The following is a 24,358-nucleotide window of genomic DNA, read 5'->3' as shown; positions in this document are numbered from 1 at the left end:
ATAAATATCAAGTATACCATGACATTCAAATCTACCATACTCGTTCACCCCGGCCTTGGAAATTCAGGCCCCGAACACTGGCAATCACGCTGGGAAAAACAGTTTAACTTTACCCGTATTGAGCAGCACGACTGGGAAACACCCATTTGCAATGACTGGATAAGCCTGTTGAATGATTACTTGCATCAGCACAACCCTGCCAATGTTATATTAGTTGGCCACAGCCTGGCGTGTACTGCTATTGCCTACTGGGCACAAAAATATAATGTAGCTATAAAAGGCGCGCTCCTGGTTGCCCCAAGTGATACTGAAGCCGATACTTATCCGCCCGGCACTACCGGCTTTACACCCGTCCCCTTAATCAAACTACCATTTAAAAGCATCGTGTTAAGCAGCAATAATGATTATTATGTAACCCTGCAACGTGCCCAATTATTTGCCGATAGCTGGGGCAGCGAGTTTATAAACATCGGTGATGCCGGCCATATTAATGTTGGTTCCGGCTATGGGGATTGGCCACAAGGACTGGAATTGCTGAAGCAACTGGATAATTAATATATTTAACACTTTCAAATAATCCGTTATCGTCATTGCGAGGTAATGAGCCCTCTAAATCTCCCCCAAAGGGGGAGACTTTAAAAAATATTTTAAAGCCCTCTCCTTTGGAGAGGGTTGGGTGAGGTTTATTGCTTCATAAAGCAATGTCGTTTGGTTTTAGTATTTAATCCGAAAATTTATTCAGCAACACCATGCTTGTAAGCCCCTCTTCTCTGCGTGTTTTTACAGAAAATATTTTTTTAGCCATTGGCTGCAGTAGCGAACACGCAACACTTGCTGCCGATGTTTTGTTACGTTCAGATCTGCGGGGTATCGACTCACATGGCGTGGCCCGCCTAAGCGGCTATGTGCGCCTGTGGGAAAAGAACCGTATCAATGCCAAACCCAACATCCGGATAGTACACGAAACACCCACTACAGCCACCGTTGACGGCGACGCAGGCCTGGGCCTTGTGGTTGCTCCCTTTGCCATGCAGGTGGCTATCAAAAAAGCTGAGCTTTATGGCTCGGGATGGGTATCGGTACGTAACTCCAATCATTTCGGTATTGCAGGGTATCATGCCTTAATGGCTGTGGAAAAAGACATGATAGGTTTTGCCATGACCAATGCCAGTCCACTGGTAGCACCTACTTTTTCGAGCGAGCGCTTGCTGGGTACCAACCCCATGTGCTATGCCTTCCCGGCAGGTCAATATCCGCCTGTTGTGGTTGATCTGGCTACATCCGCGGCTGCCAATGGCAAACTGGAGATAGCTCAGCGACTCGGCAAGCAAGTACCTGAGGGCTGGATACAGGATAAGAATGGTGGCTATACTACTGATCCACATGCGCTGAAAACCGGTGGCGCTCTCCTGCCCTTAGGCGGCGACCGCGACCATGGCAGCCATAAAGGTTTTGGATTAAGCGCTACGGTTGATATTTTGTCGGCAGTGTTATCAGGGGCTAATTATGGGCCATGGGTACCTCCTTTTGTGGCATTTCTTGATCCGCCTGCCAACCCGGTTGGCCAGGGCATAGGGCATTTTTTGGGTGCCATGCGGGTAGATGGCTTTAGGCCAGTTGATGAGTTTAAAAGCCATTTGGACAACTGGATTGAACGCTTTAAAACATCTGCTACAGTGGATGTTTCCAAAAAAGTGATCATCCCCGGTGAACCTGAGCTGGAAGCCGAAACACACCGTGCAACCCATGGCATCCCATTGGTTGATGCAGTGGTGACTGATCTGAATATTTTGGCGGAAAGGTTCGGGGTTGACACGTTAAAGGGGGAATGATAAACTCCAATACCTGCCATTGCGAGCGATAGCGTGGCAATCGCTAATTTGTCTGAACCACGATTTTTAGGATTAACGGATTACCAACATTATATAAAATAAAAAAATCCTTTTAATTCGATAAATCTGTTTAATCCTGGTTCAGACAAATTCGCGATTGCTTCGTCGTTCCTCCTCGCAATGACAAAAATATATTTTATACTGCTATGTCAGGCACAAGTAACCACCGCGCAAGCAAACTCTTCATACTTGCGCCAGGAATGGAATAGAATCAAAAAGCCGACCTATGTGATAAGTCGGCTTTTTGATTCGTTTTTTTTCAACCTTAATGTATAATATTGAACAACCTGCTCCACCTGATTTTGTTCAGGAATGATGCATTATCGTCCATACTCATCCAGATGAAAAGGGCCTTACCTACGATATGATCTTCCGGTACAAATCCCCAGAAACGTGAATCTTCCGAGTTGTGGCGGTTATCGCCCATCATAAAGTAATAGTTCATTTTAAAGGTATAGCTATCTGCCTTTTTGCCGTTGATCAGGATATCTGTTCCCTGTACCTGCACTTTGTTACCTTCATATATCTCAATGGCCCTGCCATAAACCGGAAAGGTTAAACTATCCAACTTAACTGTCCAGCCTTTTTTAGGAACAATGATGGGGCCGTAGTTGTCCAGGTTCCAGGTAAATTTAGGGAAGTTAGGCGTTATTTTATAGTTCGGGAACTTTACCGGGTAAACAGGATACAATGGGTCTTCCATTCCTTTTGGCGACAGTGTAGGCACTATTGATTTAATATTTGAATATCCTTTTAGTGCATTAACTGAAGCCAATGTGGTGTTCACGGTAAAGGTATTGTTGATACCCGGTGCCAGATCTTCCAGGTGCAGGTCATTGATCAGCTGCGGATTGATCTCGCTACCGTCTGACTGTACCGTGTAGCTCATTTCGCCATGCGGAGGTGTAGGCGCGGCTTTGCCGTTTATGAACACCTGCGCGTCAACCACGCTCAGCGTATCGCCGGGTGTACCCTGGCAACGCTTAATATAATTCTCGCGCTTGTCAACCGGCCTGTATAATGGCGAATCGGCATCCATCGGATAGTTAAATACAACTACATCACCTTTTTTAATATCGCTAAGTCCAGGAAGGCGGTAGTAAGGTAGTTCAACGCCATCCCAATAGGCTTTAGTGCCTATCAGCGGCATGGTATGATGTGCAAATGGGAAGGCAACCGGTGTCATTGGTAAACGGGCACCGTAATTTACTTTACTTACAAATAAATAATCGCCAATTAATAATGAGCTTTCCATAGATGCGCTCGGAATCACATAAGCCTCAATAAAAAGCGTACGGATCAGCGTGGCAGCTATAACTGCGAAAATGATGGCATCAGCCCACTCGCGTGTCGCGGTCTTTTTAAGCGCAATTTTATACTTTTCCCTAAAGGGTGCAGTAGCAGAGGCACCAATGTATTTAGTGTTTTTATCAAAGCCCCATTTGGGCAGATATATAAATGGCAGCGCCACCGCCAAAATATGATCAAGCAGGCTAAACTTACCGTATGACTTTACAAAATCAACTAAAATGCCTATAAATACCAATATATTTAAACCTGGTATTAGTACCAGTATAAACCACCAAGTTGGCCTTCCGCACAGCTTAATCATCACGTAAGCATTATACAGCGGTACAATGCCTTCCCAACCCGGCCTGCCGGCCTTTTCAAATAATTTCCAGAAACCTACATAAGGCAGTATAACCAGCAGTATAATAGCGAGTATAATATTCACTTTTTGTTTTTAGTTTAATTAATGTATTCCTCTAAATAATCTGTTCCAGCGTATCTTATTCACAAAAGATGCAGTACTGTCAATACTCATCCATGTAAACAACGCTTTACCCACTACGTGATCTTCGGGTAAAAAGCCCCAAAAACGTGAATCTTCAGAATTATGGCGGTTATCGCCCATCATCCAATAGTAGTTCATTTTAAAAGTGTAAGTATCCGCTTTTTTATCGTTTATAAAAATATCATGACCAACAATCTTTACTTTATTATGCTCATAAATTTCAATGGCACGCCCGTAAACCGGAATAGTCAAGCTATCCAGCTTTACCGTCCACCCTTTTTTAGGGATAATGATAGGGCCGTAATTATCAATGTTCCAGCTATAATGAGGAAAATTGACCGTTGTTTTATAACGGGGATATTTCACCGGGTAAACAGGATTAAGCGTATCTGCAAGCCCTTTAGGGCTAATATCAGCCGTAACCGATTTAATATTAGAATATCCCTTTAACGTTTTGGCCGATTCTACAGTAGTATTAACCCTGAAACCAGAGTTATCCGTAAAATAGGCCAGATCGGTTAAATGAAGTTCTTCCACCACCTGCGAATTAAGCTGACTGCCATCTGTTTTTACGTTGTAGGCCATCTCACCATGAACAGCAGTCGCTTCAGGCTTTCCATTAATATAAACCTGCGCGTCAATTACACTTAAAGTATCGCCGGGGGTACCCTGGCAGCGTTTAATAATATTTTCCCGCTTATCAACTGGACGAAAATATGGTGAATCGGCTTCGATAGGTGCATTAAAAACAACAATATCACCCTTTTTAATATCACTGAAACCCGGCAGTCGATAGTAAGGCAGCTGAATTCCGTCCCAATACGCTTTGGTACCCAGCAAAGGCATGGTATGGTGTGTAAATGGAAAGGCAACGGGTGTAATAGGCAAACGGGCGCCATAATTCACTTTGCTCACAAACAGGTAATCGCCAATTAAAAGGGAACTTTCCATTGACCCGCTGGGGATCACATACGCCTCTATAAATAGAGTACGGATGAGTGTAGCGGCTATAACTGCAAAAACAATAGCATCGGCCCATTCACGTGTCGCGCTCTTTTTCTTTTTAGTTTCCCCTTTATTTTTTTTCCAAAATTTCCAGTTCATATAATGATCGATGTGCAAATTTCAAAATGTGCAAATGTGCAGATTTTTCTAATGTATGTATTTATTTTTTATTCCCTATGACTGATATGTAAGCTATATGTTACTATAAAAAAATACGTGCACGCCAATTTCAATTGGTAACTTATTTTATTTCGTTAAACAATCTGCGCCACCTGATTTTATTGGCCGATGGCGACAAGGCATCCCAGCTCATCCATATAAAAATGGCCTTGCCCACAATATGATCTTCGGGTACAAATCCCCAGAAACGTGAATCTTCGGAATTATGACGATTATCGCCCATCATCCAGTAATAATTCATTTTAAAAGTATAGGTATCGGTCTTTTTGCCGTTTATCGTGATGCCATCCCTACCAATCTGCAGCTTATTATTTTCATATACCGCTATAGCCCTGCTGTAAAGAGGCAGCGTAAGGCTATCCAGCTTTACAGTCCATCCTTTTTTGGGAATGATAATAGGACCCAGGTTATCAACATTCCACTGAAAGTTTGGGTTATGCGGAAATATTTCAGGATCATAGATACCCCTTAACCTGATATTAGGCCTAAGTCCTTTAACATTTGCATCGGTTTTTAATGTATTGGCCGATTGCGCCGACATATTGATCATGTAATCCTGACTGCCAAACTGCTGAATATCGGATAAATGAAGATCATATATTTCCTGAGAGCTAAAACCCCTGCCATTGGTATTTACTACATATTCCATTTCGCCGTTGGGAGGCGTAACAGCGGGCCTGCCGTTGATATAAACCCGAGCGTTAAGCAGGCTTAAAGTATCGCCGGGAGTACCCTGACAACGCTTTATATAGTTTTCCTGCTTATCAACGGGCCGGTAAAATGGGGAGTCGGCATCCATGGGATAATTAAATACCACCACATCACCTTTTTTGATCTCGCTGAACCCAGGCAGGCGAAAATACGGTAGTTTAATACCATCCCAATAAGCTTTGGTACCGGTAAGCGGCATAGTATGGTGCGCAAACGGAAATGCTACAGGTGTTATAGGTAAGCGGGCACCGTAATTCACCTTGCTCACAAACAGAAAATCACCCACAAGGAGTGAACTTTCCATTGATGGTGTAGGTATGGTGTAGGCCTCAATAAAAAGGGTACGGATAAGCGTAGCGGCTATCACAGCAAAAACAACGGCTTCTGTCCACTCGCGTGTGGGTGTTTTTTTCAGATGCTTACTGTACTGCTCCCTAAATTCATAGCTTGCTGAAGGACCCAAGTAACGCGTGTTTTTATCAAAACTCCATTTGGGCAAATAAATAAAAGGCAGCAATACAACCGCAGCATGCTGACTCATTTTAAACTTGCCAAATGATTTTACAAAATCAATAACAATACCTAATGCTATGATGATGTTTACACCCGGAACAATAAAAAGCAGCAATAACCACCAGGGCTTGCCGCTCAATTTTAACATGATATAGGCACTGTAAACAGGGATAAGTGCTTCCCAGCCAGAACGGCCGGCTTTTTCAAATAATTTCCAGAAGCCTGTAATTATTAAAATTAATAAAGGGGCGGCAATAATATAAGCCCCGATATAAGCCCCTGTTTTCATGTATATAAATGGTTAGCCATTAAAATCAAACATAGCTTCAACCGAATAAAAACCCTTTTTATTGTGTACCCACTCGGCGGCAAGTACAGCACCAAGCGCAAAGCCGTTACGGTTATGCGCGGTATGTTTAAATTCAATGGTATCAACCTCAGAATCGTAAATAACTGTGTGGGTACCGGGAACACTGTCTATTCGCATAGACTCTATCAGTAACTGGTTGCCTGCGGCCTGGCCGTCATCATCCTTATCATCAGTGGTGAGTACATTGACCCACTCTGATTTTGAGTCCAGGTTTTCAATAATGCCTTCGGCAATGGTTATAGCCGTACCGCTCGGCGCATCAAGTTTTTGCATGTGATGAATTTCCTCAACCTGTACATCATAATAAGGGTAGTTGTTCATCATTTTAGCCAGTATCCTGTTAACATGAAAAAACACATTTACACCAACGCTAAAGTTTGATCCGTATAATAAAGTATTGTCGCCCTGTTCACATTGCTGTTTTATTTCGTGTAACTGATCATACCAGCCTGTGGTACCAACTACAACGGGTACATTGGCAGTAAAACAATGCTTTATATTATCTATTACCGCAGCCGGGGTCGAAAACTCAATTACAGCATCAGCTTTCTGCAGGTTTTCTGTAGTAAGATCATGCAGGTTATCTACGCCTACAGTTAGTACAATTTCGTGTTTGCGGCTAATGGCGATCTTTTCAATGATCTTACCCATTTTTCCATAGCCCAGTAATGCTATTTTCATTATTAAGTTTTTAGTAATAAGCGGTTGGCATCAAGTTTAGTATAAAGTAGTTAATATCAAGTATCAAGACAGCTACATACGTCCCATGAGAGTAGAATTTCGGAAATCTTGATACTAACTACTTGATACTACATATCTGATACTATTTTAAAACGTAAAGGTAATTTTTACCGACGGAATATACGAGCTGTTAACATTTTGTGCATAAACCGGCTGGCCTATCAAACCCGGAGTAACCCTCATTGACAGGTTGTTATCAACCGTAAACGAGTGTTGAAATTTGGCATCAATATATGCATCAATTGTTTGTATGCCCCATGCTGCCAAAATACCGAGAATACTTAAATCGCGGTTACGCCTGTAGGCATCAACGCTATCATATATATTTTGATCAGGCACCCCATTTGCTGCATAAATCGTATACTCTTTATAATATTTATCATTAGGTCCGGGGGCTGTGCCGCTTTTCCGGTACCTGGATAATGTTACAAATTGGTTGTAGTAATTCTGGTTAAATATCACTGCAGAAAACAGCAATCCAATTCCACCGTAAACAATCGGCACTTTCCACCATTGATGATTATATGCCTGGCCCCATCCCGGTATCATCAAAGAGTGCATTACCGCTTTATGCGGGCTGTGCAAAGTGTCCGGATGATAGGCTTTTTCTTTCCTGATTGGTGGTGCAAAAGAACCCGGTGCCGTATTTGAGGCTTTTTTTAGCGTATCGGCCTTGCCCGCAACAGCTGTATCTGCCGTTTGTGCATGAACCGTTAAGGTAAACGCCATTATAAAGCCGGTAACCAACAAAAATCTATACATTTTATAAATACAATATTTAATACTTTGATGATGATATTAAACTCACAGCATCACCTTATAACAAAGGTAATTTTTAAACCGGGATTAAATATGTTCATACTGTTTGCAGCATAAACAGGCTTACCGCCTGCATCACTAACTGGGTTAATACTTAAATTATTATCTACACTAAAACTATTGATGAATTTTGCATCAATATAAGCGTCAAGTGTATTGATTGTCCAGCATGCTAAAACTCCTAATATACTTAAATCACGGAAACGTTGAAAGTAGTTAGCCTGACCGTTTATTTGATCGCGCGGCACATCCTTAAAATATTTATAATCGGTTTTATGCTTCTGGTACAAAGCATAATTACGGCTTTTGGGCGAGGAGGGATCTCCGTCGCGTTGTAAAATAGCCAGGGCCGAATACTTGTTGTATTGTTTTTGATTGCTGATGGTTGCCGCTCCTAAAAACCCCAGGCCGCTATAAATTATAGGCAATTTCCACCACCGGTGATTATACAATTGCCCAAGGCCGGGTAAAAATAAAGACCGCATAACAGCCGTATGCGGTCTATGTGTACTATCCGGATGGTAACGTTTTTCTTTGATGGGTGGTGCAAATGAGCCCGAAGGAGCTCTTTTACTTAAACTATCGGCTCTGGTTTGTGCAACTGCGGCAAAGGCCAACGTGCTTAACCATAAAAACATTACTATGTATCTGTGCATTTTACCAATCCAGCATCTCAAGGATACGGCCCAGGTCATCTTCTGATAAAAATGGGATCTCGATAACGCCATTACCCTTGCTGCCTACTTTAAGTTTTACCCTTGTGCTAAACTTTGAAGCCAGATCGTCCTGTATTTTTTGCAGTTGGTAAGTTACCGGCTCGGGCTGTTTGCCTTCCTTTTTTACCGGCGACTTCTGCATTTCACGAACCAGTTCTTCAACCTTACGAACGGATAAACCTTGCTGAATGATATGCTGATGTAAATATAATTGTTTGGCAGGATCCTCAATGGTTATAAGCGCCTTGGCATGACCCATGCTCAGTTCGCCATCACGAATGGAAGCCTGTATGCTTGGGGGTAACTTCAACAAACGCAGGTAATTGGTAACTGTCGACCGGTTTTTACTTACCCTGCCGCCCAGTTCTTCCTGTTTCAGGTTACACTCCTCAATCATACGCTGAAAACTCAATGCAACCTCTATGGCATTCAGGTTTTCTCGCTGGATGTTTTCGATCAGCGCCATCTCCAGCATTTGCTGATCATTGGCGGTACGTACGTACGCAGGAATCTGCGTTAAACCGGCAATTTTTGAGGCACGCAAACGGCGTTCGCCTGATATAAGCTGGTATTTATGCGCGTTAACCCGCCTTACAGTGATGGGCTGAATAAGTCCCTGCAATTTGATAGAATCGGCGAGCTCGGACAGGGCCTGCTCATCAAAATCTGTACGGGGCTGAAAAGGGTTTACCTCAATTTCGGCCAGTTGTATCTCATTTACCGATCCCAGGCTATTAACCTCAACAGCTGATGTTGAGGCTTCCCTATCTTTATCGTGATCTTTTGTTTTATGGTAAGGTTGTACGTTTACAGAGTCATTTAACAGCGCACTTAATCCTTTGCCCAGGGCATTTCTTCTTTCACTACTCATTATTTACACTGTTGCTGCGGCAGTTGTTGCCGTGTCTTTGGTAAGGCCGTTCTTTTCAATAATTTCACGGGCCAGGTTCAAATAATTTATTGCACCCTTACAGGTTGCATCGTGCATAATTACCGATACACCAAAGCTTGGCGCCTCGCTAAGCCGGGTATTACGCTGAATAATGGTATCAAAAACCATATCCTCAAAATGCGTTTTAACCTCATCAACAACCTGGTTTGATAAACGCAGGCGCACATCGTACATGGTAAGCAATATACCTTCAATTTCCAGCTGCGGGTTTAAGCGCGATTGAACTATTTTGATGGTATTTAACAGCTTACCTAAACCCTCTAACGCGAAATACTCGCACTGTACCGGTATAATTACCGAATCGGCAGCGGTTAGTGCATTAATGGTGATCAGGCCCAGTGAAGGAGAGCAGTCAATAATGATAAAATCATACTCATCGCGCACGGCATCAAACACTTGTTTCATTTTGTACTCGCGTCCGCTTAAATTGATCATCTCAATTTCGGCACCAACAAGGTCTATATGCGCGGGCAGCAGGTCAAGGTTAGGTGTTTCTGTTTTTTGAATAGCCTCATGAGGGTCAACCTGGTTAATGATGCACTCGTAAATACTATTCTTTATATTACGGGGATCGAAACCGATTCCCGATGTTGAATTAGCCTGTGGATCAGCATCAACCAACAAAGTTTTAAAATCTAATACGGCCAAGCTTGCGGCCAGATTTATAGATGATGTAGTTTTCCCTACTCCACCTTTCTGGTTGGCTAAAGCAATTATTTTACTCATTCTATATTTTCAAAAATTTATATTACAATGATTTATAACAACGCAAAATAGAATCAGAAATTTCTACTTTCGTAAAGTTTTTATCTGGTGATAAAGATACGGATTTAAAACAATTCCGAAATCCACAGGTTTTGGCTATTTACAAACAATTTCAACAACAATTGGTGAATTAATAATTCAATGTTTTTATTGAATTAAACAATTTGTGGAGTAAATAACGCCGTTGGTCATAATAATATTTAAATTGTTTGCGGTTATGGCGTTATTCACCAAATCAATATTTAATAACTCATTGAGTAATAAATGATCACTATCATATCATCTACAAACCGGCCCGAAAGCCATACCTATAAACTGGCGCAGTACTATCAGCAAAAACTTCGCGAAAAAGGGACTGAGGCCGGCATACTATCGCTTACCGACCTGCCTTGCAATTTACTTCAGAGCGATTTGTATGGCAAGCGCAGTGCTGATTTTCAACCCATTCAGGATATTATCACCCAAACAGATAAGTTTTTATTTATTATACCCGAATACAACGGCAGCTACCCCGGAGTGCTGAAAGTATTGATTGACGCCTGCAGTTTCCCCGAAAGTTTTTATGATAAAAAAGCCGCTCTCGTGGGTTTATCATCAGGAAAATATGGCAACATTCGCGGCGTTGATCATTTTACAGGTGTGTGCCACTATATCCACCTTAATGTAATGTCGTTAAAGATCCATATTGCCTCCATTCATAAAGAGCTTGACGAGAACGGACAACTATTTAAGGCCGATACCATCAAGTTCACAAATGAGCAGATAGATAAATTCATTGCCTTTTAAGGCTTAACTATTTTATTGGTCGAAGCTTTCCCTCCGTCATGCTAACCAAACAAAAACTAAGTAAAAAAGTTAATTACTAAGAAAATAACTGTTTGGTAATTATGAAGATCAATAAGCTGCATATACTTATCATTGGCCTGGCTGTAAGCGCTTGTCAGCATAAAAAACCCACCAATTACAATACTGCTGATACGGTTGAAAATAAAAGCCAGCAGGAAGTTAAGCTTGATGCCCCTTATGCTACCAAGGCGGTTAAAAACTTTTGCGAGGTAATTGGCTGGCCAAAAGACAAAACTCCTACTGCTCCTACAGGCTTTACCGTAAGCCTGTATGCCGATAGCCTGGCTAACCCCCGTAATATTTACGTTGCCCCCAACGGCGATGTTTTTGTGGCGGAAGCCAACACCGAAGTTACGGGTTTAAAAAAGATTGGTGCCGATATTATTGGTGTAAGCAAATCGCAAAACATGGGCAAAAGCGCCAACAAGATCCTACTGTTTAAAGACACGAATGGTGATGGCAAGCCCGATACTAAGATCATTTTTTTAGCGCAATTGAATCAGCCATTCGGCATATTAACCCTGGGCAACTGGTTTTATGTAGCCAATACCGATGGGCTGTGGCGTTACCCTTATAAACTGGGTGATACCACCGTGAGCGGTAAGGGCGTAAAAATTTTATCGTTACCAGCAGGTGGCTATAATAACCACTGGACCCGCAACCTGCGCGCCAACAAAGCGGGCACGAAAATTTATGTATCTGTGGGCTCGGGCACCAACGTGGCCGAACAAGGCATGGCTGTTGAAAAACGCCGTGCCGATATTCTCGAGATTAATCCTGATGGCAGCGGCGAACGTGTTTATGCCAGCGGGTTGCGCAATCCGGCAGGTATTGATTTTCAACCAGGTACCGAAGTGCTGTATGCCGCGGTTAATGAGCGTGATAACCTGGGCGACAACCTAGTTCCTGACTATTTGACCAGTGTAAAAGATGGTGGCTTTTATGGCTGGCCATGGGCTTACTTTGGCCAGCATGAAGACCCAGACCACAAAGCCGAGAACCTTGAAATGGTTAAGAAAAGCATCGTTCCCGATTTTGCCCTCGGCGCGCATACCGCCTCATTAGGACTTGTTTTTTATAACGGGGATAATTTTCCGGCACACTATAAAAACGGCGCCTTTATTGGGCAGCACGGCTCGTGGAACAGTTCAAAACTGGTGGGCTATAAAGTAACATTTGTACCTTTTGCAAATGGTAAGCCAACCGGTAAAATGGAAGATTTTTTAACCGGATTTATAGCCGATAGCGCCAAAGGCAAAGTGTACGGCCGCCCGGTTGGGGTAGCCGTTGCCAAAGATGGATCGCTGCTGGTAGCTGATGACTCTGCCAATAAAATATGGCGGGTGCAGGCAAACAAATAAACACTACTGTTTTTGCAGGCACCAGGTGGTCATACAGCGCAGGTTTTGCACATTAGTGGTTTTTATCGGCTCGTACAGTATCCCGTTAAGCTGGTTAGTATACCTGAGCAGGGTTTGTTCATTCACCAAAAAACGTTCGGAACCATCCGGCAGCAGGTAACGACCATTCCCTATGCTAAGTACCAATTTCTCAATACCGATGTCTGATGCCAGCCGGGTAAATAAATATCCGCCCGGTTTTAATACCCGCCAAAGGGAGTGCACCATACTATCAAAATGCTGTTCATTTTGCGCAAAATGCAACACCGCGCTGCAAATCACCACATCGAAAAAATCATCCGCAAAAGGCATGTTTTCCACATCCGCAACCCTAAAATTGTTCAAATCATTCTGAGGTGAAAGCATGTTTGATAATTGCCTGATCTCTTCCACTGCCTCCACATTTTGATCAACCCCAAATACCTCATAGCCATTTTGCAGAAAGTAAACGAGATTTCGCCCGCCACCGCAGCCTGCATCCAATACGGTTTTGCAATTATCAAACCGCCCTTTCAATAACTGATCAAACAGGTAAATATCAATATTGCCAAAGGTTTGCTGTAGGTTGTTTTGCATACTATAATGATTTTTGGGGCGAAAATTAAGGATTTCTGTTGTAACATTTCTGCCTTTATTAAATCTCAATAACATGGAAACAATCATCTATCTCATAACAAGAATAGTTCTGGTTGGGTGCTTAGTCATCCTTTCCAGTACCATCATACCGTTACAGGGCACAGGCAAATCCTCCGGGGAATAAAAATCTCAACGGTAGCCGGGCCTTATATTCTCCGTTAAAACTCCTAAATTTAACCCAATGATTTTCGATTTCAGGTTAAAGGTTTTTTATACGGTTGCACTGAGGCTAAGTTTTACCAAAGCCGCCGGTGAATTGTTTATTACCCAGCCCGCTGTTACCAAGCATATCAAAGAACTCGAGCAACAGCTAAATACTCAACTGTTTAAACGCAACGGCAACAACATAGCACTTACCCCGGCGGGTAAAATACTTTTGCAGTACGCCGAGAAAATCTTCCACATTTATACTGATCTGGAAACCGAACTGGCCCAGCTCAATAATATAGAAGCCGGAACTTTGCATATCGGCGCTAGTACTACAGTGGCCCAAACCATTTTACCCAAAATACTGGCCCTGTTTAAAAAGACCTATCCCGAAATCACTTTCAACTTTATACAAGGCAATACTGATTACATCTCGCAACTCATCCTTGATGAAAAGATTGACATCGCTATCGTAGAAGGTGCTGCTCATTCCTCTCAACTCGCTTATTCCCCCTTTGCTAAGGACGAAATTGTGCTGGTAACCCGAGCAAACAATAAGTTATCCAAAAAGGCCGAAATCACCCCAAAGCAGTTGTTGGATATCCCCTTGGTGCTGCGCGAGGCCGGTTCTGGTACACTCGATGTAATTTTCAATGCCCTGGCCAGTGTGCAGATCATGCCGAAAGATCTTAACATTGAAATTCAGCTGGAGAGTAGCATCGCTATAAAACAATATCTATTATACTCAGATACAGCCACTTTTCTTTCAATTCAATCGGTATTAAGCGAGTTAAAATATAATGAGCTCAGTATAATTGATGTTAAGGGAATGGAGATTTTTCGCACTTTTCAGTTCATTCAATTACACGGAAAAAACAGCAGATTAATAGAGCTTTTTAAGCGTTTTTGCCTCACAAACCATAACCTAAAGTAATCTTACATTACTTTATATGATTTGATAACTGCCTTACTTCTATCCACATTTGAGTGCACATTAAAAGCATTTGTTTATGGATCATATCAATACCGATATTTGCATTATAGGCGCAGGCCCGGTTGGCTTATTTGCCGTATTTGAAGCCGGATTACTCAAAATGCGCTGCCACCTGATTGATGTATTGCCACAGGTTGGCGGTCAGCTTTCTGAAATATATCCACATAAGCCTATTTATGATATTCCTGGTTATCCCGAAGTTACTGCACAGCAGCTTGTTGATCGGCTTATGGAGCAAATAGCTCCCTTTCACCCTACTTTTAGCCTGGGCGAACGTGTAGAAACGCTTAATAAGAACGACGATAATTCATACACCATCCAAACCAATGATGGCACCACTGTACACTGCCAGGTGGTGGTTATAGCTGGCGGACTGGGCTGTTTTGAGCCTCGCAAGCCCGAAATTGACCGTTTGCTGGAGTTTGAGGGTAAGGGTGTTGCCTACATGGTGAAAAATCCGGAAATGTTTCGCGACCGTAAAGTAGTACTGGCCGGAGGCGGTGATTCGGCATTGGATTGGGCCATATTTTTAGCCAATGTGGCCGAGCGTGTTACCTTGGTTCACCGGGGTGATACCTTTAGGGGCGTACCCGATTCGGCCGAGAAGGTTTTTGAGCTGGCGAAGGAGGGCAAAATTGATCTTGTGCTTAAATCAAACGTGGTAGCCTTAACCGGCGATGGTCATTTACAGGAAGTTACCCTGCTTGATCGTAATAACAATGTAAGCCACATTGCAGCCGATCATCTGATACCCTTGTTTGGTCTGAGCCCAAAACTCGGACCAATTGCCAACTGGGGACTCAACATTGATTTTTCGGCCATTGTAGTGAACACCCGCGATTACAGCACCAACGTGGAGCGTATTTATGCCATTGGTGATATTAACACCTACCCAGGTAAATTAAAGCTGATACTCTGCGGTTTTCATGAGGCCGCGCTGATGGCCCAGAGCGCCTTTAAATACGTTTATCCCGAACAAAAGCTGAGTTTTAAATACACTACTGTTTACGGCGTTACCGAGTTTTAACAATGATCAACTTAACTATTGAAGACCGTGAAGGCCACCGCGCCCCGGTTGAAATCCCCGAAGGCATCAGCCTTAGCCTCATGGAAGTTTTAAAGGCTTCTGAATATGAAGTACTTGCAACCTGCGGAGGTATGGCACTATGCGCCACCTGCCATGTTCAGGTATTGGAGGGGCCAGAACACTTTTTCACTGCCACAGATACCGAACTCGATATGCTCGATACCTTGCCCAACGCCGGACCCGACAGTCGCCTGGCCTGCCAGATTCACATTAGTGAGGATATGGATGGCATGGTATTTCGGTTACTTTAAAGCCTGATAAAAAATTAGTTACTACTTGAAATCGCAACACCATCTTGTATTGCGGTTTTAAGTACGCCGGTATTTATATCTCTCAAATTTTTGAATTTAATGCAATAGCCGCTCACACTTGCCTTGCCTATTTCCTTCCCGTAAGTGTAGACTAAATACGCTTTATCCTCAATACCAAGCACATACACAGATATTACGCCTGTATTTGCGCTCATCCCAATTTGATAAAACTCTCTTGTTGTTCCGTTAGCATACTTCATCAGGTATGAACCGTATCCGATATTGGGGTTTGAAACAGTTTTATTTTCACTGTTTTTGCCATCCAGAAACCATAATTTTGCTTCCGGCAGGGTTTCCAGTATCATATGGTGCAGCTTTTCCATGTCACTCCGTTTTGGTTCGGGTTGGCTTGCAATATAGGTTTCAATTTGTTCTTGTATGTTCATATAAATTGTTAAAAAAGATTTAATTAAGCACTGATTTAAATCCAAGACATTATTACTTTAAGTTATGCAAAAATCTTTGAATGGTTCTTCAATCAGCTGTTTTTTAACATAAAAATCGCTAAAAAAGCATCACTTTTGAAGTGTTTTGGACTAAAATCAAGCGAAATTTTATGATTTTAACACTTTTTTAGCAGGTTTTGAAAGGGTGCATTGCGAAGTCACGCTCTTGGCCGCGGGAGGGCCAATTAGTTTTTTCGTACTGTTATTTTTTTAGGTAATGCAAAGTTTGCTATTAGATCCTTCGTTCCTCAGGATGACAAGTTAGAGAGAGCTCTATCAGCTATATTTTAAATTCCAAAAATCCTGGTTCAAACATTCAGCAGATCAGCTTCGGGCGAAAAGCAGATAGAACATGTTGGCCTATGTGCTGGGAGGGGCATTAGCGAACCTTGCCGAAGCAATGGCATTGAGCGAACGAAGTGGAGGTAAGGTTTAGCAGCCCGTGGTTCTGACTGCTTTGCAGGGTAAAGGCCTTGTGCTGCAAAGAAGCCTCTCTGCTGAAAGCCTTTTTGGTTACTTTTGTGGCGACAAACGGCGAAGCCCTCTTGAGTACCTTAAAAAGACAAATAACAGTGCGAAAAAAGTGACTGGCCCTCCCGCGGCCAAGAGCGGGACCTCGCCCAGCAAATCTCCACCGTACATATTCGCTCTACTGTTCCACAACTCAGCAAGTTCCGGGTTTTAAAAGGCTGTGCAATCAAGCAATTTTGAGTATACAAACAGCATAGTAAAATCATACTCATATGCATCAGATCAGTGAACCTAACATTCTATATTTCGGCACTCCGGTAGTGCTCATCAGTACCGTTAATGAAGATGGCTCTTATAACCTGGCTCCTATATCATCAGCCTTTTGGTTGGGCTGGCGTTGTATTATCGGCATTGCCACCACATCCAAAACAGCGCAAAACCTGCAGCGCACCGGGCAGTGTGTATTAAACCTGCCGTCAGTTAATGAGGTGGAGGCGGTAAACCGGCTGGCCCTCAAAACGGGGGTGAACCCGGTGCCGGCAGCAAAGCAAAATCGAGGGTATTATTATGAGCCGGATAAGTTTGGAGTATCGGGCTTTACCCCTGTTCCCTCGCGAAAGGTGTTGGCACCACGAGCCATGGAATGTCCTGTACAGTTGGAAGCTCATGTAGCCGGGATACACCCTATTGGTGAGGATAACGAATTGCAACGCGGACGAATCATTACCCTCGAACTAAAAATTGTTCAGGTATACCTGGAGGATTCCATCATCATGAACGGCGACCCAAACCGGGTTGATCCAAACAAATGGCGACCACTCATCATGAGCTTCCAGCAGTTTTACGGCTTAGGTCCGCAGGTACATAGTTCGGCGCTGGCCAGCATCCCGGAGCATCAATACAAAAGTCCGGATATGGATGTGGCAAGGAATATGAGACGGGTTAAGGAGGAGGTAATGCAATAACGCATTTTAATTTTACCTGTCATTGCGAGCGCAGCGTGGCAATCGCGAATTTGTCTGAACCACGATTTTGGGGATTAATGGATTGCCCGGATTTTATTAAAACTAAAGTAAAATCCTGGCAATCAATAAATCTGTTTAATCGTGGTTCAGGCAAATTCGCGATTGCTTCGTCGTTCCTTCTCGCAATGACAGGTAAATATTGCTTTTAGGATAAGCCTAACCAAATGAAAGCTATATGCAGAGCGGGGCATTAAATGCCCCGCTCTTTTTCTGCGGAGAGTTAGGCCTCTACGTTTCCGGCGGCAGCTATTTTGTATAGTGGTTCATGAAGGATGGGGAAATTGCATGAGTTGGCAATAAAGCACACTTTGTTGGCTTCTTTGTGCAGTTCATTGGCCTTATCAATCATGCTCTCGTCTGTAAGGGTAATAACCGGCCGTAGCAGGATGAGGGTAAAGCATCCGCTTCCGTTGGTGTTCTCCATCATTACGCCTTCAGCCTGATCTTCGTAGGCTGTTACCACAATACCTGCCGTGGTGCAAAGGTGCAGGTACCACAACATATGACATGATGAAACGGAAGCCACCAGCAGATCTTCGGGGCAGTATTTTGATTTATCGCCGCGAAAACTTGGATCAGATGAGCCCAAAATAGGGTGTTTGCCATCAATATTAATATCGTGGCACCGTTCATATGCTTTGTAGTCCTTTGTCCCTTCTCCTGTGTTGCCGGTCCAGGTTACTTTTGTTTGATAATGATGATTTTTCATAGATGTAATATAAAAAGAGCTTAAACCAGCTAAAACCCGATTGCTGCTATCATTGTCATTAGCTGATCCGTAAAAGTTGTTAATAGTTTGTGGTTAAGCCGTTGTTATTCTTTATTCATTAAAAAATATTTTGAGCCTAAACATAGCACCGTGTTCTGCTCCAAAACTATCAGGTCTGAGCTAATGATAATTGGATAAAACCGGCAAAATAAAATATTGCAATAAGCGCTGTTACTGGCCCGATGCCTGCTTATCTGTTTTTATATGGCTCAGGTTCTGAATTTTACCTTCCCCGAACGACCAATTTTCTTTGCCGCCATTTTCAACCAGTATAATGATCACATCATTAATTAAAACCGGGGTTTCGGCAGCTATTTTACCGGCGATGGCAGCATACAGCCTTTCCTTTTGCTCATAGCTGCGGCCCGAGCCGGCAGTTATTTGTACGTATACCATATTGCCTGAATGCGCGATGCCTAAATAGTTTTTGGGGTAATATAACTGCCCGGCATCCAGCTCCTCAATAACGTGAAAGTAATCATCGGCAGGTACATTAAACTCGGCCATTAATGACTGATGCACCGCTTTTGATATCTTATCTTTATCACTTGCGGACAATGTTTTTAGTAAACTTATTCGTACAAAAGGCATAAAAACTAAAATTACAGATAAATATCAAACGCCATTACTTAGTTAAGTTTTTTAGCATTTTATCACCGCCATTTTTAATGAATATTACCATTAATTGACATATGCAGAGCCCATTGGCAGAAAACCAACCAGCACACCGGGAATAGCATCCCATAAAACCTCGCAGATATTGAATATCTTAATTAAATACCTGCCGGTCGCTTTTCAGGCAGCAGGCTGGTAATTTATTTTATGACTGCAACTTACTCAGGCGTTCCCTGGCACGTTTGGGTAAATAGATATTACCGCTTTGCTTATCGTAGTTGAGTTTAAGATATGTTATTAACCATTTACCATCTATTTTTTCAAGCTTGGTATCATATGATCCCGAAACTGTCCAAACCTCATCGTCAATAAAATGATCGGCATTGCCAATGTAATGCACATCGGCCTCATGGCCGTGCAACTTAACCCTAAACTCCGAAATATGATGTTCGGTGCTGTCAAAACCAGGCATGAATGATGCCCAGGCTTCCCTTATTTCAAGCGGAGTTTGCATAGCTGGCTCGCCCCCAACCATTGAGGTATAGTCAAGCAATACACTATCAGCAAACAGGGTTTGCATGTATTCCCAATCGCGATCATCCACGCTTTTAAATAAATTATTAATTGCCTGAATTATTTTTGAGCCTTCCATACCTTTTTAGATGCTAAGATTACAGATTTGTTTCAAGCCGTGGGCCTAAAATTTAAAATAGGTGTTTTACGCTTATTTAACAGATTTAACAGCCGCGCCGCTTATGTGTATTACCTGTATAGTTTGCAGGTACCGTAATTATAAGTTTTACATTTAATTAGCCTGATTTTCAGGGAGTAAATAAAAGTCATTTATTTACAAAGCAAATATAAGCAATGCCTTATCAAAAAGCATTTGTTTTTATCAGTAATTAATAAATTGCCTCGTCTAAAAAATTTCGGGATATGGCTTACAACGAATTATTAACCAACCGTGTGCGCGAAGCATTGAGCGAACAGCTTGTTGTTGATGAAGTAAAGATGTTTCAGGGGATATGTTTTATGGTTAACGATAAAATGTGCATCTGCATACGCGACCAGGGTCTGCTTTGCCGCATTGGAAAAGAACAGGCAGCCATTGAGCTTGAAAAAGACAACTGCCGGCAAATGATGCATGGCAACCGGGTGATGAAGGATTTTGTATATGTAGATATGGAAAACCTGCAAACCAACAAGGATTTTGATCATTGGATAAAGCTTGCACTTCTGTTTAACAAACTGGCCAGATCATCAAAAAAGGGCAAAAGAAATTAATGCACTTTAAGGCTTATGCCGGGCACAATTGCTTGTTTCCTGTCATTTAAACACTTTAGTTGTTACATCAGGAGTATAAACCCATGCTTCGATATTTTTTTTTCTGTTTCTTTTATTTATAATTACCCCGATTGTAAACTATGCTTTTTTCAGCAACTTTAATAATACAAAATGCTCAAATACTCCAAACAAACCCGATTATTATTAGCTGTTGATTGTATAGTTTTTGGATTTGACGGAGAAGTTTTAAAGCTGTTGCTGATCAAAAGAGGCTTTCAGCCCGAAAAAGGTAACTGGAGTTTAATGGGCGGATTTGTGCAGGATAACGAAAGCCTTGACCAGGCAGCAAACCGGATCCTGAAACAACTTACCGGCCTTGAGGGCGTTTATCTTGAACAACTATTCACCTTTGGTGAACCTACCCGCGACCCTATTGAACGTACCGTATCTGTTGCTTACTTTGCCTTGATAGATATTCAAAAATATCAAACCCAAATGAGCTCTGATTACCATGCCGAGTGGTTTCAGCTTAAGCGTACCCCCAAACTGGTATTTGACCACCAGGAAATGCTGGAGCAGGCCCGCAAGCGCATTCGTTACAAAGCGGCATTGCATCCTATACTATTTGAGCTTTTGCCTACAAAATTTACCATCCCGCAGCTGCAGAATCTTTACGAGTGCGTTTTTAACACCACTATTGATAAACGCAATTTCAGCAAAAGGGTACTGGCTACTGGCCTGCTTATTAAACTGGCCGATAAGGACAAGGCGGGCTCTAAACGCGGCGCTTATTATTACCAGCTCAATATGCAGAACTACTATGCCAAGTTTCAGGCCTTCATGAATTTTATCCCGAACCCTGATACGCTTTAGCAGTACCTGAATATCGTGGCATAATATTATTTGTGAATAAGCTTACTTTATATAACTAAGAAAGCCTAAAGAACAGTAATTGTCTTTAGGCTTTTTAGTTTCAGAACTGTATGTATTACAAGCTTTTTATTTTGATGTTTTTAAGCCATACCTTTTGGCCATGATGCTGAAACATAATGTGTCCACTTGTCGATTTAGCGAAATTCGGATTATCCTTATATTTACTGTTATTGATCAGCTCGGTCAATTCTTTTGATCCTAATTCATATTCAACCACTTTTTTACCGTTAAGCCATTGCTCTACATGGCCGTGATTCACTAAAAGCCTTGCGGTATTAAAATCGCCTACTTTTTTAAGCTGTTTATTTTGTGGAGCAATAAGATCATATAACGAACCGGCAGACCGTTTGGGTTCATGATCATTAAAATCAATATCATCCAACAACTGCATTTCAAAATTATCAAGCCAGTTAGGGCTGTTACCATTGCCCGATTGATGGGCCGAATTTTCCTGTACGTTGTAAAATACGCCACTGTTACCGGCCTTAGAAACCGCCCACTCAAAAGTGAGGTCAAAATTGGTATAGGTTTCTTTGGTTAAAAAGTCCACATTCGGAACATCCGTTTGTGCTACCAAGGCTTGGTTCTCCATTTTCCAGGCTTTAAATGGAAAATCATCCATTTTATATCCTCTGAGTTCCTTAACTGATGTTCCGTTAAACAGGTAATGCCATTGATGATCATTTTGTGCATAAGTTACACCCGTAATCCCCAAAATGGAAAATATTAATAAAAGCGTTTTTTTCATGAATTAATATTGATTAAGATAAACTACAGTGATGTGCCAGCATTAAAACTTATCGTCGTTAATTTCTATCCAGAAATTATCAGGGTCCTGCAGGTAAACCTGTTTAACACCATCGGGCCTTAACTGTGGTGATTTTGAATCACCTTTCCAGTTGCCATATTTTACATGCATTTCGTCGAGATGTTTGGTAAAAACAGCCAGATCAGGAACCGAGTAAGAATAATGGGTGTTGATGTCATGTTGTTCAACAGATGCAGCACCTTGAATAACGTGAAGCTGGGTATGGTCGCCGGTGCGGAACCACACGTGTTTGTTATCATGAAAAGGTTCCGGAATTACTTCAAGCTGTATTACATCTTTGTAAAAATCCGCGCTTTTTTTAAGGTCCTTTACATAAATGGCTACGTGGTTGGCCCTGGTAGCGCTTTGGGCAAATACGGTTGCACCCATGGTTGATAATAAGAGTAAGGTTACTATCAGCAATTTCTTGATCATGTTTAATAATTTAAGTTTACCACAAAGGTATCATCTAATATCACTTAGCCGGTACATAAATGTTATATAACCAACTATTTACAATTAGCCGGGCAGTGGTATTACATTTACGATAGCGCTTTATTTTAAATCATATAACTAAGCCCATTATTTTAATAATCCTGCCGGTATTTTTCCGTCCACTTTCGGGAATGGGATACCCAGGAGTTTTACCATGATCGGTGTCATATCGCGCAGGTTCATTTCTTCTATTACAGCGCCTTTTCTAATTCCGGGGCCGTGGGCTATCAGGCCGGTACGGATATTTTTAGTATCAGGAAAATGCCCGTGTGTACCACCCTTGCCAGGTTTTACAGCATTACCTGTAACTGCCGAGCTGAATGCGGCATCACGCTCAGCGGTAATCGCGAAAGCAACATTCGGGTTATAGCCGCCTTTATCCAACTGCTCCCTGCTAATGATGCGATAGTATTGTTTCACACTGTCGGGCTGTGCCTCCAATAATGCTTTTACTTTATTGACGGTAGCTTTATCAGCTGGATCTTTAAGGTACAGGTAAGCAGAGCCGCCTACTGCATTGAATTGGGCTTTCCAGTCGCCTGTTTTAAGGTCATTGATCAACTCGGCTTCTTTAAGCCATATATTTGGTGAGATGTATTTCTTAACATCGTAAAACCCATGATCGCCGCCAACAAGAAGTACTGTGCTTTCCCATATACCGGCTTCTTTCAAAGCATCTACAATAATACCTACAGCAGCATCCGCATCAGCCACCGCTTCCTGCACACGTGCACCAGAACGCCCTTCGGCATGTTCTGCACCATCTACAGAAAATACGTGAATGGTCATCAGTCCGGGCTTGCTTTTCCTGATCACATAGGCCGCAATTTTAGCTATGTTCTGGTTTTTTCCGGCATCTATCTTGTCAACACCTCCAAAAACTTCTTTTTTCACATCGGCATAAAAACCTTGCGGTAAGGAGTATTGCTCACGAACCCCATCGCCCAGGCTGCCTATATCAGGGATGTTATAATCAACAGGCGCATTGGCAGATACCGGCCAGTAAAGCGAAGCAACGGTCATACCTTTATCTTTAGCCGCTTTCCAGATGGTTGGTGCATGAATAGAGCTATCCTGCCAGTAAGGCTGTTGCGGTGCGCCATCTGGAGTAAATATATTGTTATAAAATACACCATGTTTGGCTGGCTGCACGCCCGTTACAATCGTGGTATGCGAAGGATAGGTCATGGATGGGAAAACACTGTTTACGCCTTTGTCGTAGGCTCCGTCGTTCATTAAGGTATGCAGGTTAGGTGTTTGCCATTGGCTGTCGAGGTAAAAATCGGGGCGAAAGCCATCAATAGTAATGAAGATAACGTGTTTGGCGCTTTGTGCCATAAGCTGCCCTGTTGAAATAAACAAGGCCAGTAGTGCGATCGATAATTGTTTTTTCATAATAAATGCCATCCGGATTTCGCGGGAGTTAAGGTAGATCCGTGATCCGGAATAAAGAATGCGGTAAAGGTGCCTGTAAATTTGTTAACTTTTTGTGATATTATAATTAACATAGAGCAGCGCCTTACCGATATTGGCGAAGAACAGATATTAACCGCATTAGCCACTATTTTTCAAAGTGCGCATTTTACTAATAGTTTATATAAACTAAATCAAGGATATTAGCGGTTTGAATAG

26 protein-coding genes are annotated in these 24,358 nt (G+C 42.4%); 10 read left to right on the top strand and 16 right to left on the bottom strand.

Translation table 11 applies throughout. From position 1 onward, the window contains the following. The first annotated feature begins 18 nt into the window (after positions 1-18). Positions 19-555 carry an RBBP9/YdeN family alpha/beta hydrolase gene (locus QWZ01_RS25050; protein ID WP_290328351.1) on the top strand — a complete coding sequence of 179 codons (537 nt, stop codon included), beginning with the start codon at positions 19-21 and terminating at the stop codon, positions 553-555. A gap of 194 nt (positions 556-749) precedes the next feature. After that, positions 750-1,832 (top strand): Ldh family oxidoreductase, encoded by a 1,083-nt coding sequence (locus QWZ01_RS25045; protein WP_290328349.1) that lies wholly within the window; start codon positions 750-752, stop codon positions 1,830-1,832. Positions 1,833-2,157: 325 nt separating this feature from the next. On the opposite strand, the gene lepB (QWZ01_RS25040) is transcribed toward QWZ01_RS25045, so the two are convergent. The 8 genes from lepB (QWZ01_RS25040) to QWZ01_RS25005 form a co-directional block, all read right to left on the bottom strand. Further along, positions 2,158-3,627, bottom strand: coding sequence for a signal peptidase I (gene lepB, locus QWZ01_RS25040; RefSeq protein WP_290328347.1), 1,470 nt, complete (start codon positions 3,625-3,627; stop codon positions 2,158-2,160). Between the two features lie 18 nt (positions 3,628-3,645). Next, positions 3,646-4,791 carry a signal peptidase I gene (gene lepB / locus QWZ01_RS25035; RefSeq protein WP_290328345.1) on the bottom strand — a complete coding sequence of 382 codons (1,146 nt, stop codon included), beginning with the start codon at positions 4,789-4,791 and terminating at the stop codon, positions 3,646-3,648. 142 nt (positions 4,792-4,933) lie between these two features. After that, positions 4,934-6,385 carry a signal peptidase I gene (gene lepB, locus QWZ01_RS25030; protein WP_290328343.1) on the bottom strand — a complete coding sequence of 484 codons (1,452 nt, stop codon included), beginning with the start codon at positions 6,383-6,385 and terminating at the stop codon, positions 4,934-4,936. Between the two features lie 12 nt (positions 6,386-6,397). Further along, a complete protein-coding gene (dapB, locus tag QWZ01_RS25025) occupies positions 6,398-7,147 on the bottom strand; it encodes a 4-hydroxy-tetrahydrodipicolinate reductase (protein WP_290328341.1) in 750 nt (249 codons plus the stop codon). A 147-nt stretch (positions 7,148-7,294) separates the two neighbouring features. After that, positions 7,295-7,969, bottom strand: a complete 675-nt coding sequence (locus QWZ01_RS25020; RefSeq protein WP_290328339.1) for a DUF5683 domain-containing protein — start codon at positions 7,967-7,969, stop codon at positions 7,295-7,297. 50 nt (positions 7,970-8,019) lie between these two features. Continuing rightward, positions 8,020-8,682: a DUF5683 domain-containing protein gene (locus QWZ01_RS25015; protein ID WP_290328337.1), complete on the bottom strand. Its 663-nt coding sequence runs from the start codon at positions 8,680-8,682 to the stop codon at positions 8,020-8,022. A gap of 1 nt (position 8,683) precedes the next feature. Then, entirely contained in the window at positions 8,684-9,613 is a 930-nt protein-coding gene (locus tag QWZ01_RS25010) for a ParB/RepB/Spo0J family partition protein (protein ID WP_290328335.1), read from the bottom strand. A 3-nt stretch (positions 9,614-9,616) separates the two neighbouring features. Continuing rightward, the gene (locus QWZ01_RS25005; RefSeq protein ID WP_290328333.1) at positions 9,617-10,420 is read right to left on the bottom strand and encodes a ParA family protein; all 804 of its coding nucleotides are present in this window, start codon (positions 10,418-10,420) and stop codon (positions 9,617-9,619) included. 303 nt (positions 10,421-10,723) lie between these two features. On the opposite strand from QWZ01_RS25005, the gene QWZ01_RS25000 reads away from it, so the two are divergent. Further along, on the top strand, positions 10,724-11,245 hold the full coding sequence (locus QWZ01_RS25000) for an NADPH-dependent FMN reductase (protein WP_290328331.1): 522 nt from the start codon (positions 10,724-10,726) through the stop codon (positions 11,243-11,245). Positions 11,246-11,346: 101 nt separating this feature from the next. Further along, a complete protein-coding gene (locus QWZ01_RS24995; protein WP_290328330.1) occupies positions 11,347-12,666 on the top strand; it encodes a PQQ-dependent sugar dehydrogenase in 1,320 nt (439 codons plus the stop codon). A 3-nt stretch (positions 12,667-12,669) separates the two neighbouring features. Here the strand turns inward: QWZ01_RS24995 and QWZ01_RS24990 are convergent, their stop codons facing one another. Beyond that, a complete protein-coding gene (locus QWZ01_RS24990) occupies positions 12,670-13,281 on the bottom strand; it encodes a class I SAM-dependent methyltransferase (RefSeq protein ID WP_290328328.1) in 612 nt (203 codons plus the stop codon). Positions 13,282-13,522: 241 nt separating this feature from the next. On the opposite strand from QWZ01_RS24990, the gene QWZ01_RS24985 reads away from it, so the two are divergent. From QWZ01_RS24985 to QWZ01_RS24975, 3 genes are all read left to right on the top strand, one after another. Continuing rightward, positions 13,523-14,422, top strand: a complete 900-nt coding sequence (locus tag QWZ01_RS24985; protein WP_290328326.1) for a LysR substrate-binding domain-containing protein — start codon at positions 13,523-13,525, stop codon at positions 14,420-14,422. Between the two features lie 76 nt (positions 14,423-14,498). Beyond that, the gene (locus QWZ01_RS24980; protein ID WP_290328324.1) at positions 14,499-15,509 is read left to right on the top strand and encodes an NAD(P)/FAD-dependent oxidoreductase; all 1,011 of its coding nucleotides are present in this window, start codon (positions 14,499-14,501) and stop codon (positions 15,507-15,509) included. 2 nt (positions 15,510-15,511) lie between these two features. Beyond that, a complete protein-coding gene (locus tag QWZ01_RS24975) occupies positions 15,512-15,820 on the top strand; it encodes a 2Fe-2S iron-sulfur cluster-binding protein (RefSeq protein WP_290328322.1) in 309 nt (102 codons plus the stop codon). A 14-nt stretch (positions 15,821-15,834) separates the two neighbouring features. Here QWZ01_RS24975 and QWZ01_RS24970 read toward each other — a convergent pair whose 3' ends face one another. After that, complete coding sequence (locus QWZ01_RS24970) at positions 15,835-16,266, bottom strand: DUF1801 domain-containing protein (protein ID WP_290328320.1); 432 nt, start codon at positions 16,264-16,266, stop codon at positions 15,835-15,837. Between the two features lie 803 nt (positions 16,267-17,069). Between QWZ01_RS24970 and QWZ01_RS24965 the strand changes: the two genes are divergently transcribed. After that, on the top strand, positions 17,070-17,762 hold the full coding sequence (locus QWZ01_RS24965; RefSeq protein WP_290328318.1) for a flavin reductase family protein: 693 nt from the start codon (positions 17,070-17,072) through the stop codon (positions 17,760-17,762). A 280-nt stretch (positions 17,763-18,042) separates the two neighbouring features. On the opposite strand, the gene QWZ01_RS24960 is transcribed toward QWZ01_RS24965, so the two are convergent. From QWZ01_RS24960 to QWZ01_RS24950, 3 genes are all read right to left on the bottom strand, one after another. Beyond that, on the bottom strand, positions 18,043-18,531 hold the full coding sequence (locus QWZ01_RS24960; RefSeq protein ID WP_290328316.1) for an OsmC family protein: 489 nt from the start codon (positions 18,529-18,531) through the stop codon (positions 18,043-18,045). Positions 18,532-18,762: 231 nt separating this feature from the next. Continuing rightward, the gene (locus QWZ01_RS24955; protein ID WP_290328315.1) at positions 18,763-19,182 is read right to left on the bottom strand and encodes a tautomerase family protein; all 420 of its coding nucleotides are present in this window, start codon (positions 19,180-19,182) and stop codon (positions 18,763-18,765) included. 229 nt (positions 19,183-19,411) lie between these two features. Next, on the bottom strand, positions 19,412-19,858 hold the full coding sequence (locus QWZ01_RS24950; RefSeq protein WP_290328313.1) for a nuclear transport factor 2 family protein: 447 nt from the start codon (positions 19,856-19,858) through the stop codon (positions 19,412-19,414). Positions 19,859-20,142: 284 nt separating this feature from the next. Here QWZ01_RS24950 and QWZ01_RS24945 point away from each other — a divergent pair, with 284 nt between their 5' ends. After that, complete coding sequence (locus QWZ01_RS24945; RefSeq protein WP_290328311.1) at positions 20,143-20,490, top strand: TfoX/Sxy family protein; 348 nt, start codon at positions 20,143-20,145, stop codon at positions 20,488-20,490. Between the two features lie 171 nt (positions 20,491-20,661). Further along, complete coding sequence (locus QWZ01_RS24940) at positions 20,662-21,363, top strand: NUDIX hydrolase (protein ID WP_290328309.1); 702 nt, start codon at positions 20,662-20,664, stop codon at positions 21,361-21,363. A 115-nt stretch (positions 21,364-21,478) separates the two neighbouring features. Here the strand turns inward: QWZ01_RS24940 and QWZ01_RS24935 are convergent, their stop codons facing one another. The 3 genes from QWZ01_RS24935 to QWZ01_RS24925 all read right to left on the bottom strand — a co-directional run bounded on the left by QWZ01_RS24935 (position 21,479) and on the right by QWZ01_RS24925 (position 24,121). Then, positions 21,479-22,171, bottom strand: a complete 693-nt coding sequence (locus QWZ01_RS24935) for a 3-keto-disaccharide hydrolase (protein ID WP_290328307.1) — start codon at positions 22,169-22,171, stop codon at positions 21,479-21,481. A 42-nt stretch (positions 22,172-22,213) separates the two neighbouring features. Beyond that, the gene (locus QWZ01_RS24930; protein WP_290328305.1) at positions 22,214-22,666 is read right to left on the bottom strand and encodes a VOC family protein; all 453 of its coding nucleotides are present in this window, start codon (positions 22,664-22,666) and stop codon (positions 22,214-22,216) included. Between the two features lie 147 nt (positions 22,667-22,813). Beyond that, positions 22,814-24,121, bottom strand: coding sequence for an alkaline phosphatase family protein (locus tag QWZ01_RS24925; RefSeq protein WP_290328303.1), 1,308 nt, complete (start codon positions 24,119-24,121; stop codon positions 22,814-22,816). Positions 24,122-24,358 lie beyond the last annotated feature (237 nt).

The organism is Mucilaginibacter aquaedulcis (genome assembly GCF_030409325.1).
Taxonomy (GTDB): domain Bacteria; phylum Bacteroidota; class Bacteroidia; order Sphingobacteriales; family Sphingobacteriaceae; genus Mucilaginibacter; species Mucilaginibacter aquaedulcis.
The sequence above is the reverse complement of the archived record's forward strand: the minus strand, read 5'-3'. Positions and strand labels throughout refer to the sequence as shown.

What these genes read in the sequence shown, in the direction of transcription:
- QWZ01_RS25000 (WP_290328331.1), top strand. Translation starts at nt 10,724, where the DNA reads ATGATCACTATCATATCATCTACAAACCGGCCCGAAAGCCATACCTAT.
- QWZ01_RS24990 (WP_290328328.1), bottom strand. Translation starts at nt 13,281, where the DNA reads ATGCAAAACAACCTACAGCAAACCTTTGGCAATATTGATATTTACCTG.
- QWZ01_RS24945 (WP_290328311.1), top strand. Translation starts at nt 20,143, where the DNA reads ATGGCTTACAACGAATTATTAACCAACCGTGTGCGCGAAGCATTGAGC.
- QWZ01_RS25010 (WP_290328335.1), bottom strand. Translation starts at nt 9,613, where the DNA reads ATGAGTAGTGAAAGAAGAAATGCCCTGGGCAAAGGATTAAGTGCGCTG.
- QWZ01_RS25050 (WP_290328351.1), top strand. Translation starts at nt 19, where the DNA reads ATGACATTCAAATCTACCATACTCGTTCACCCCGGCCTTGGAAATTCA.
- QWZ01_RS24935 (WP_290328307.1), bottom strand. Translation starts at nt 22,171, where the DNA reads ATGAAAAAAACGCTTTTATTAATATTTTCCATTTTGGGGATTACGGGT.
- QWZ01_RS24980 (WP_290328324.1), top strand. Translation starts at nt 14,499, where the DNA reads ATGGATCATATCAATACCGATATTTGCATTATAGGCGCAGGCCCGGTT.
- QWZ01_RS25020 (WP_290328339.1), bottom strand. Translation starts at nt 7,969, where the DNA reads ATGTATAGATTTTTGTTGGTTACCGGCTTTATAATGGCGTTTACCTTA.
- QWZ01_RS24995 (WP_290328330.1), top strand. Translation starts at nt 11,347, where the DNA reads ATGAAGATCAATAAGCTGCATATACTTATCATTGGCCTGGCTGTAAGC.
- QWZ01_RS24925 (WP_290328303.1), bottom strand. Translation starts at nt 24,121, where the DNA reads ATGAAAAAACAATTATCGATCGCACTACTGGCCTTGTTTATTTCAACA.
- QWZ01_RS24965 (WP_290328318.1), top strand. Translation starts at nt 17,070, where the DNA reads ATGCATCAGATCAGTGAACCTAACATTCTATATTTCGGCACTCCGGTA.
- QWZ01_RS24970 (WP_290328320.1), bottom strand. Translation starts at nt 16,266, where the DNA reads ATGAACATACAAGAACAAATTGAAACCTATATTGCAAGCCAACCCGAA.
- dapB (WP_290328341.1), bottom strand. Translation starts at nt 7,147, where the DNA reads ATGAAAATAGCATTACTGGGCTATGGAAAAATGGGTAAGATCATTGAA.
- QWZ01_RS24975 (WP_290328322.1), top strand. Translation starts at nt 15,512, where the DNA reads ATGATCAACTTAACTATTGAAGACCGTGAAGGCCACCGCGCCCCGGTT.
- QWZ01_RS25015 (WP_290328337.1), bottom strand. Translation starts at nt 8,682, where the DNA reads ATGCACAGATACATAGTAATGTTTTTATGGTTAAGCACGTTGGCCTTT.
- QWZ01_RS24960 (WP_290328316.1), bottom strand. Translation starts at nt 18,531, where the DNA reads ATGAAAAATCATCATTATCAAACAAAAGTAACCTGGACCGGCAACACA.
- lepB (WP_290328345.1), bottom strand. Translation starts at nt 4,791, where the DNA reads ATGAACTGGAAATTTTGGAAAAAAAATAAAGGGGAAACTAAAAAGAAA.
- QWZ01_RS25045 (WP_290328349.1), top strand. Translation starts at nt 750, where the DNA reads ATGCTTGTAAGCCCCTCTTCTCTGCGTGTTTTTACAGAAAATATTTTT.
- QWZ01_RS24940 (WP_290328309.1), top strand. Translation starts at nt 20,662, where the DNA reads ATGCTCAAATACTCCAAACAAACCCGATTATTATTAGCTGTTGATTGT.
- QWZ01_RS24950 (WP_290328313.1), bottom strand. Translation starts at nt 19,858, where the DNA reads ATGGAAGGCTCAAAAATAATTCAGGCAATTAATAATTTATTTAAAAGC.
- QWZ01_RS24930 (WP_290328305.1), bottom strand. Translation starts at nt 22,666, where the DNA reads ATGATCAAGAAATTGCTGATAGTAACCTTACTCTTATTATCAACCATG.
- QWZ01_RS25005 (WP_290328333.1), bottom strand. Translation starts at nt 10,420, where the DNA reads ATGAGTAAAATAATTGCTTTAGCCAACCAGAAAGGTGGAGTAGGGAAA.
- QWZ01_RS24985 (WP_290328326.1), top strand. Translation starts at nt 13,523, where the DNA reads ATGATTTTCGATTTCAGGTTAAAGGTTTTTTATACGGTTGCACTGAGG.
- lepB (WP_290328343.1), bottom strand. Translation starts at nt 6,385, where the DNA reads ATGAAAACAGGGGCTTATATCGGGGCTTATATTATTGCCGCCCCTTTA.
- QWZ01_RS24955 (WP_290328315.1), bottom strand. Translation starts at nt 19,182, where the DNA reads ATGCCTTTTGTACGAATAAGTTTACTAAAAACATTGTCCGCAAGTGAT.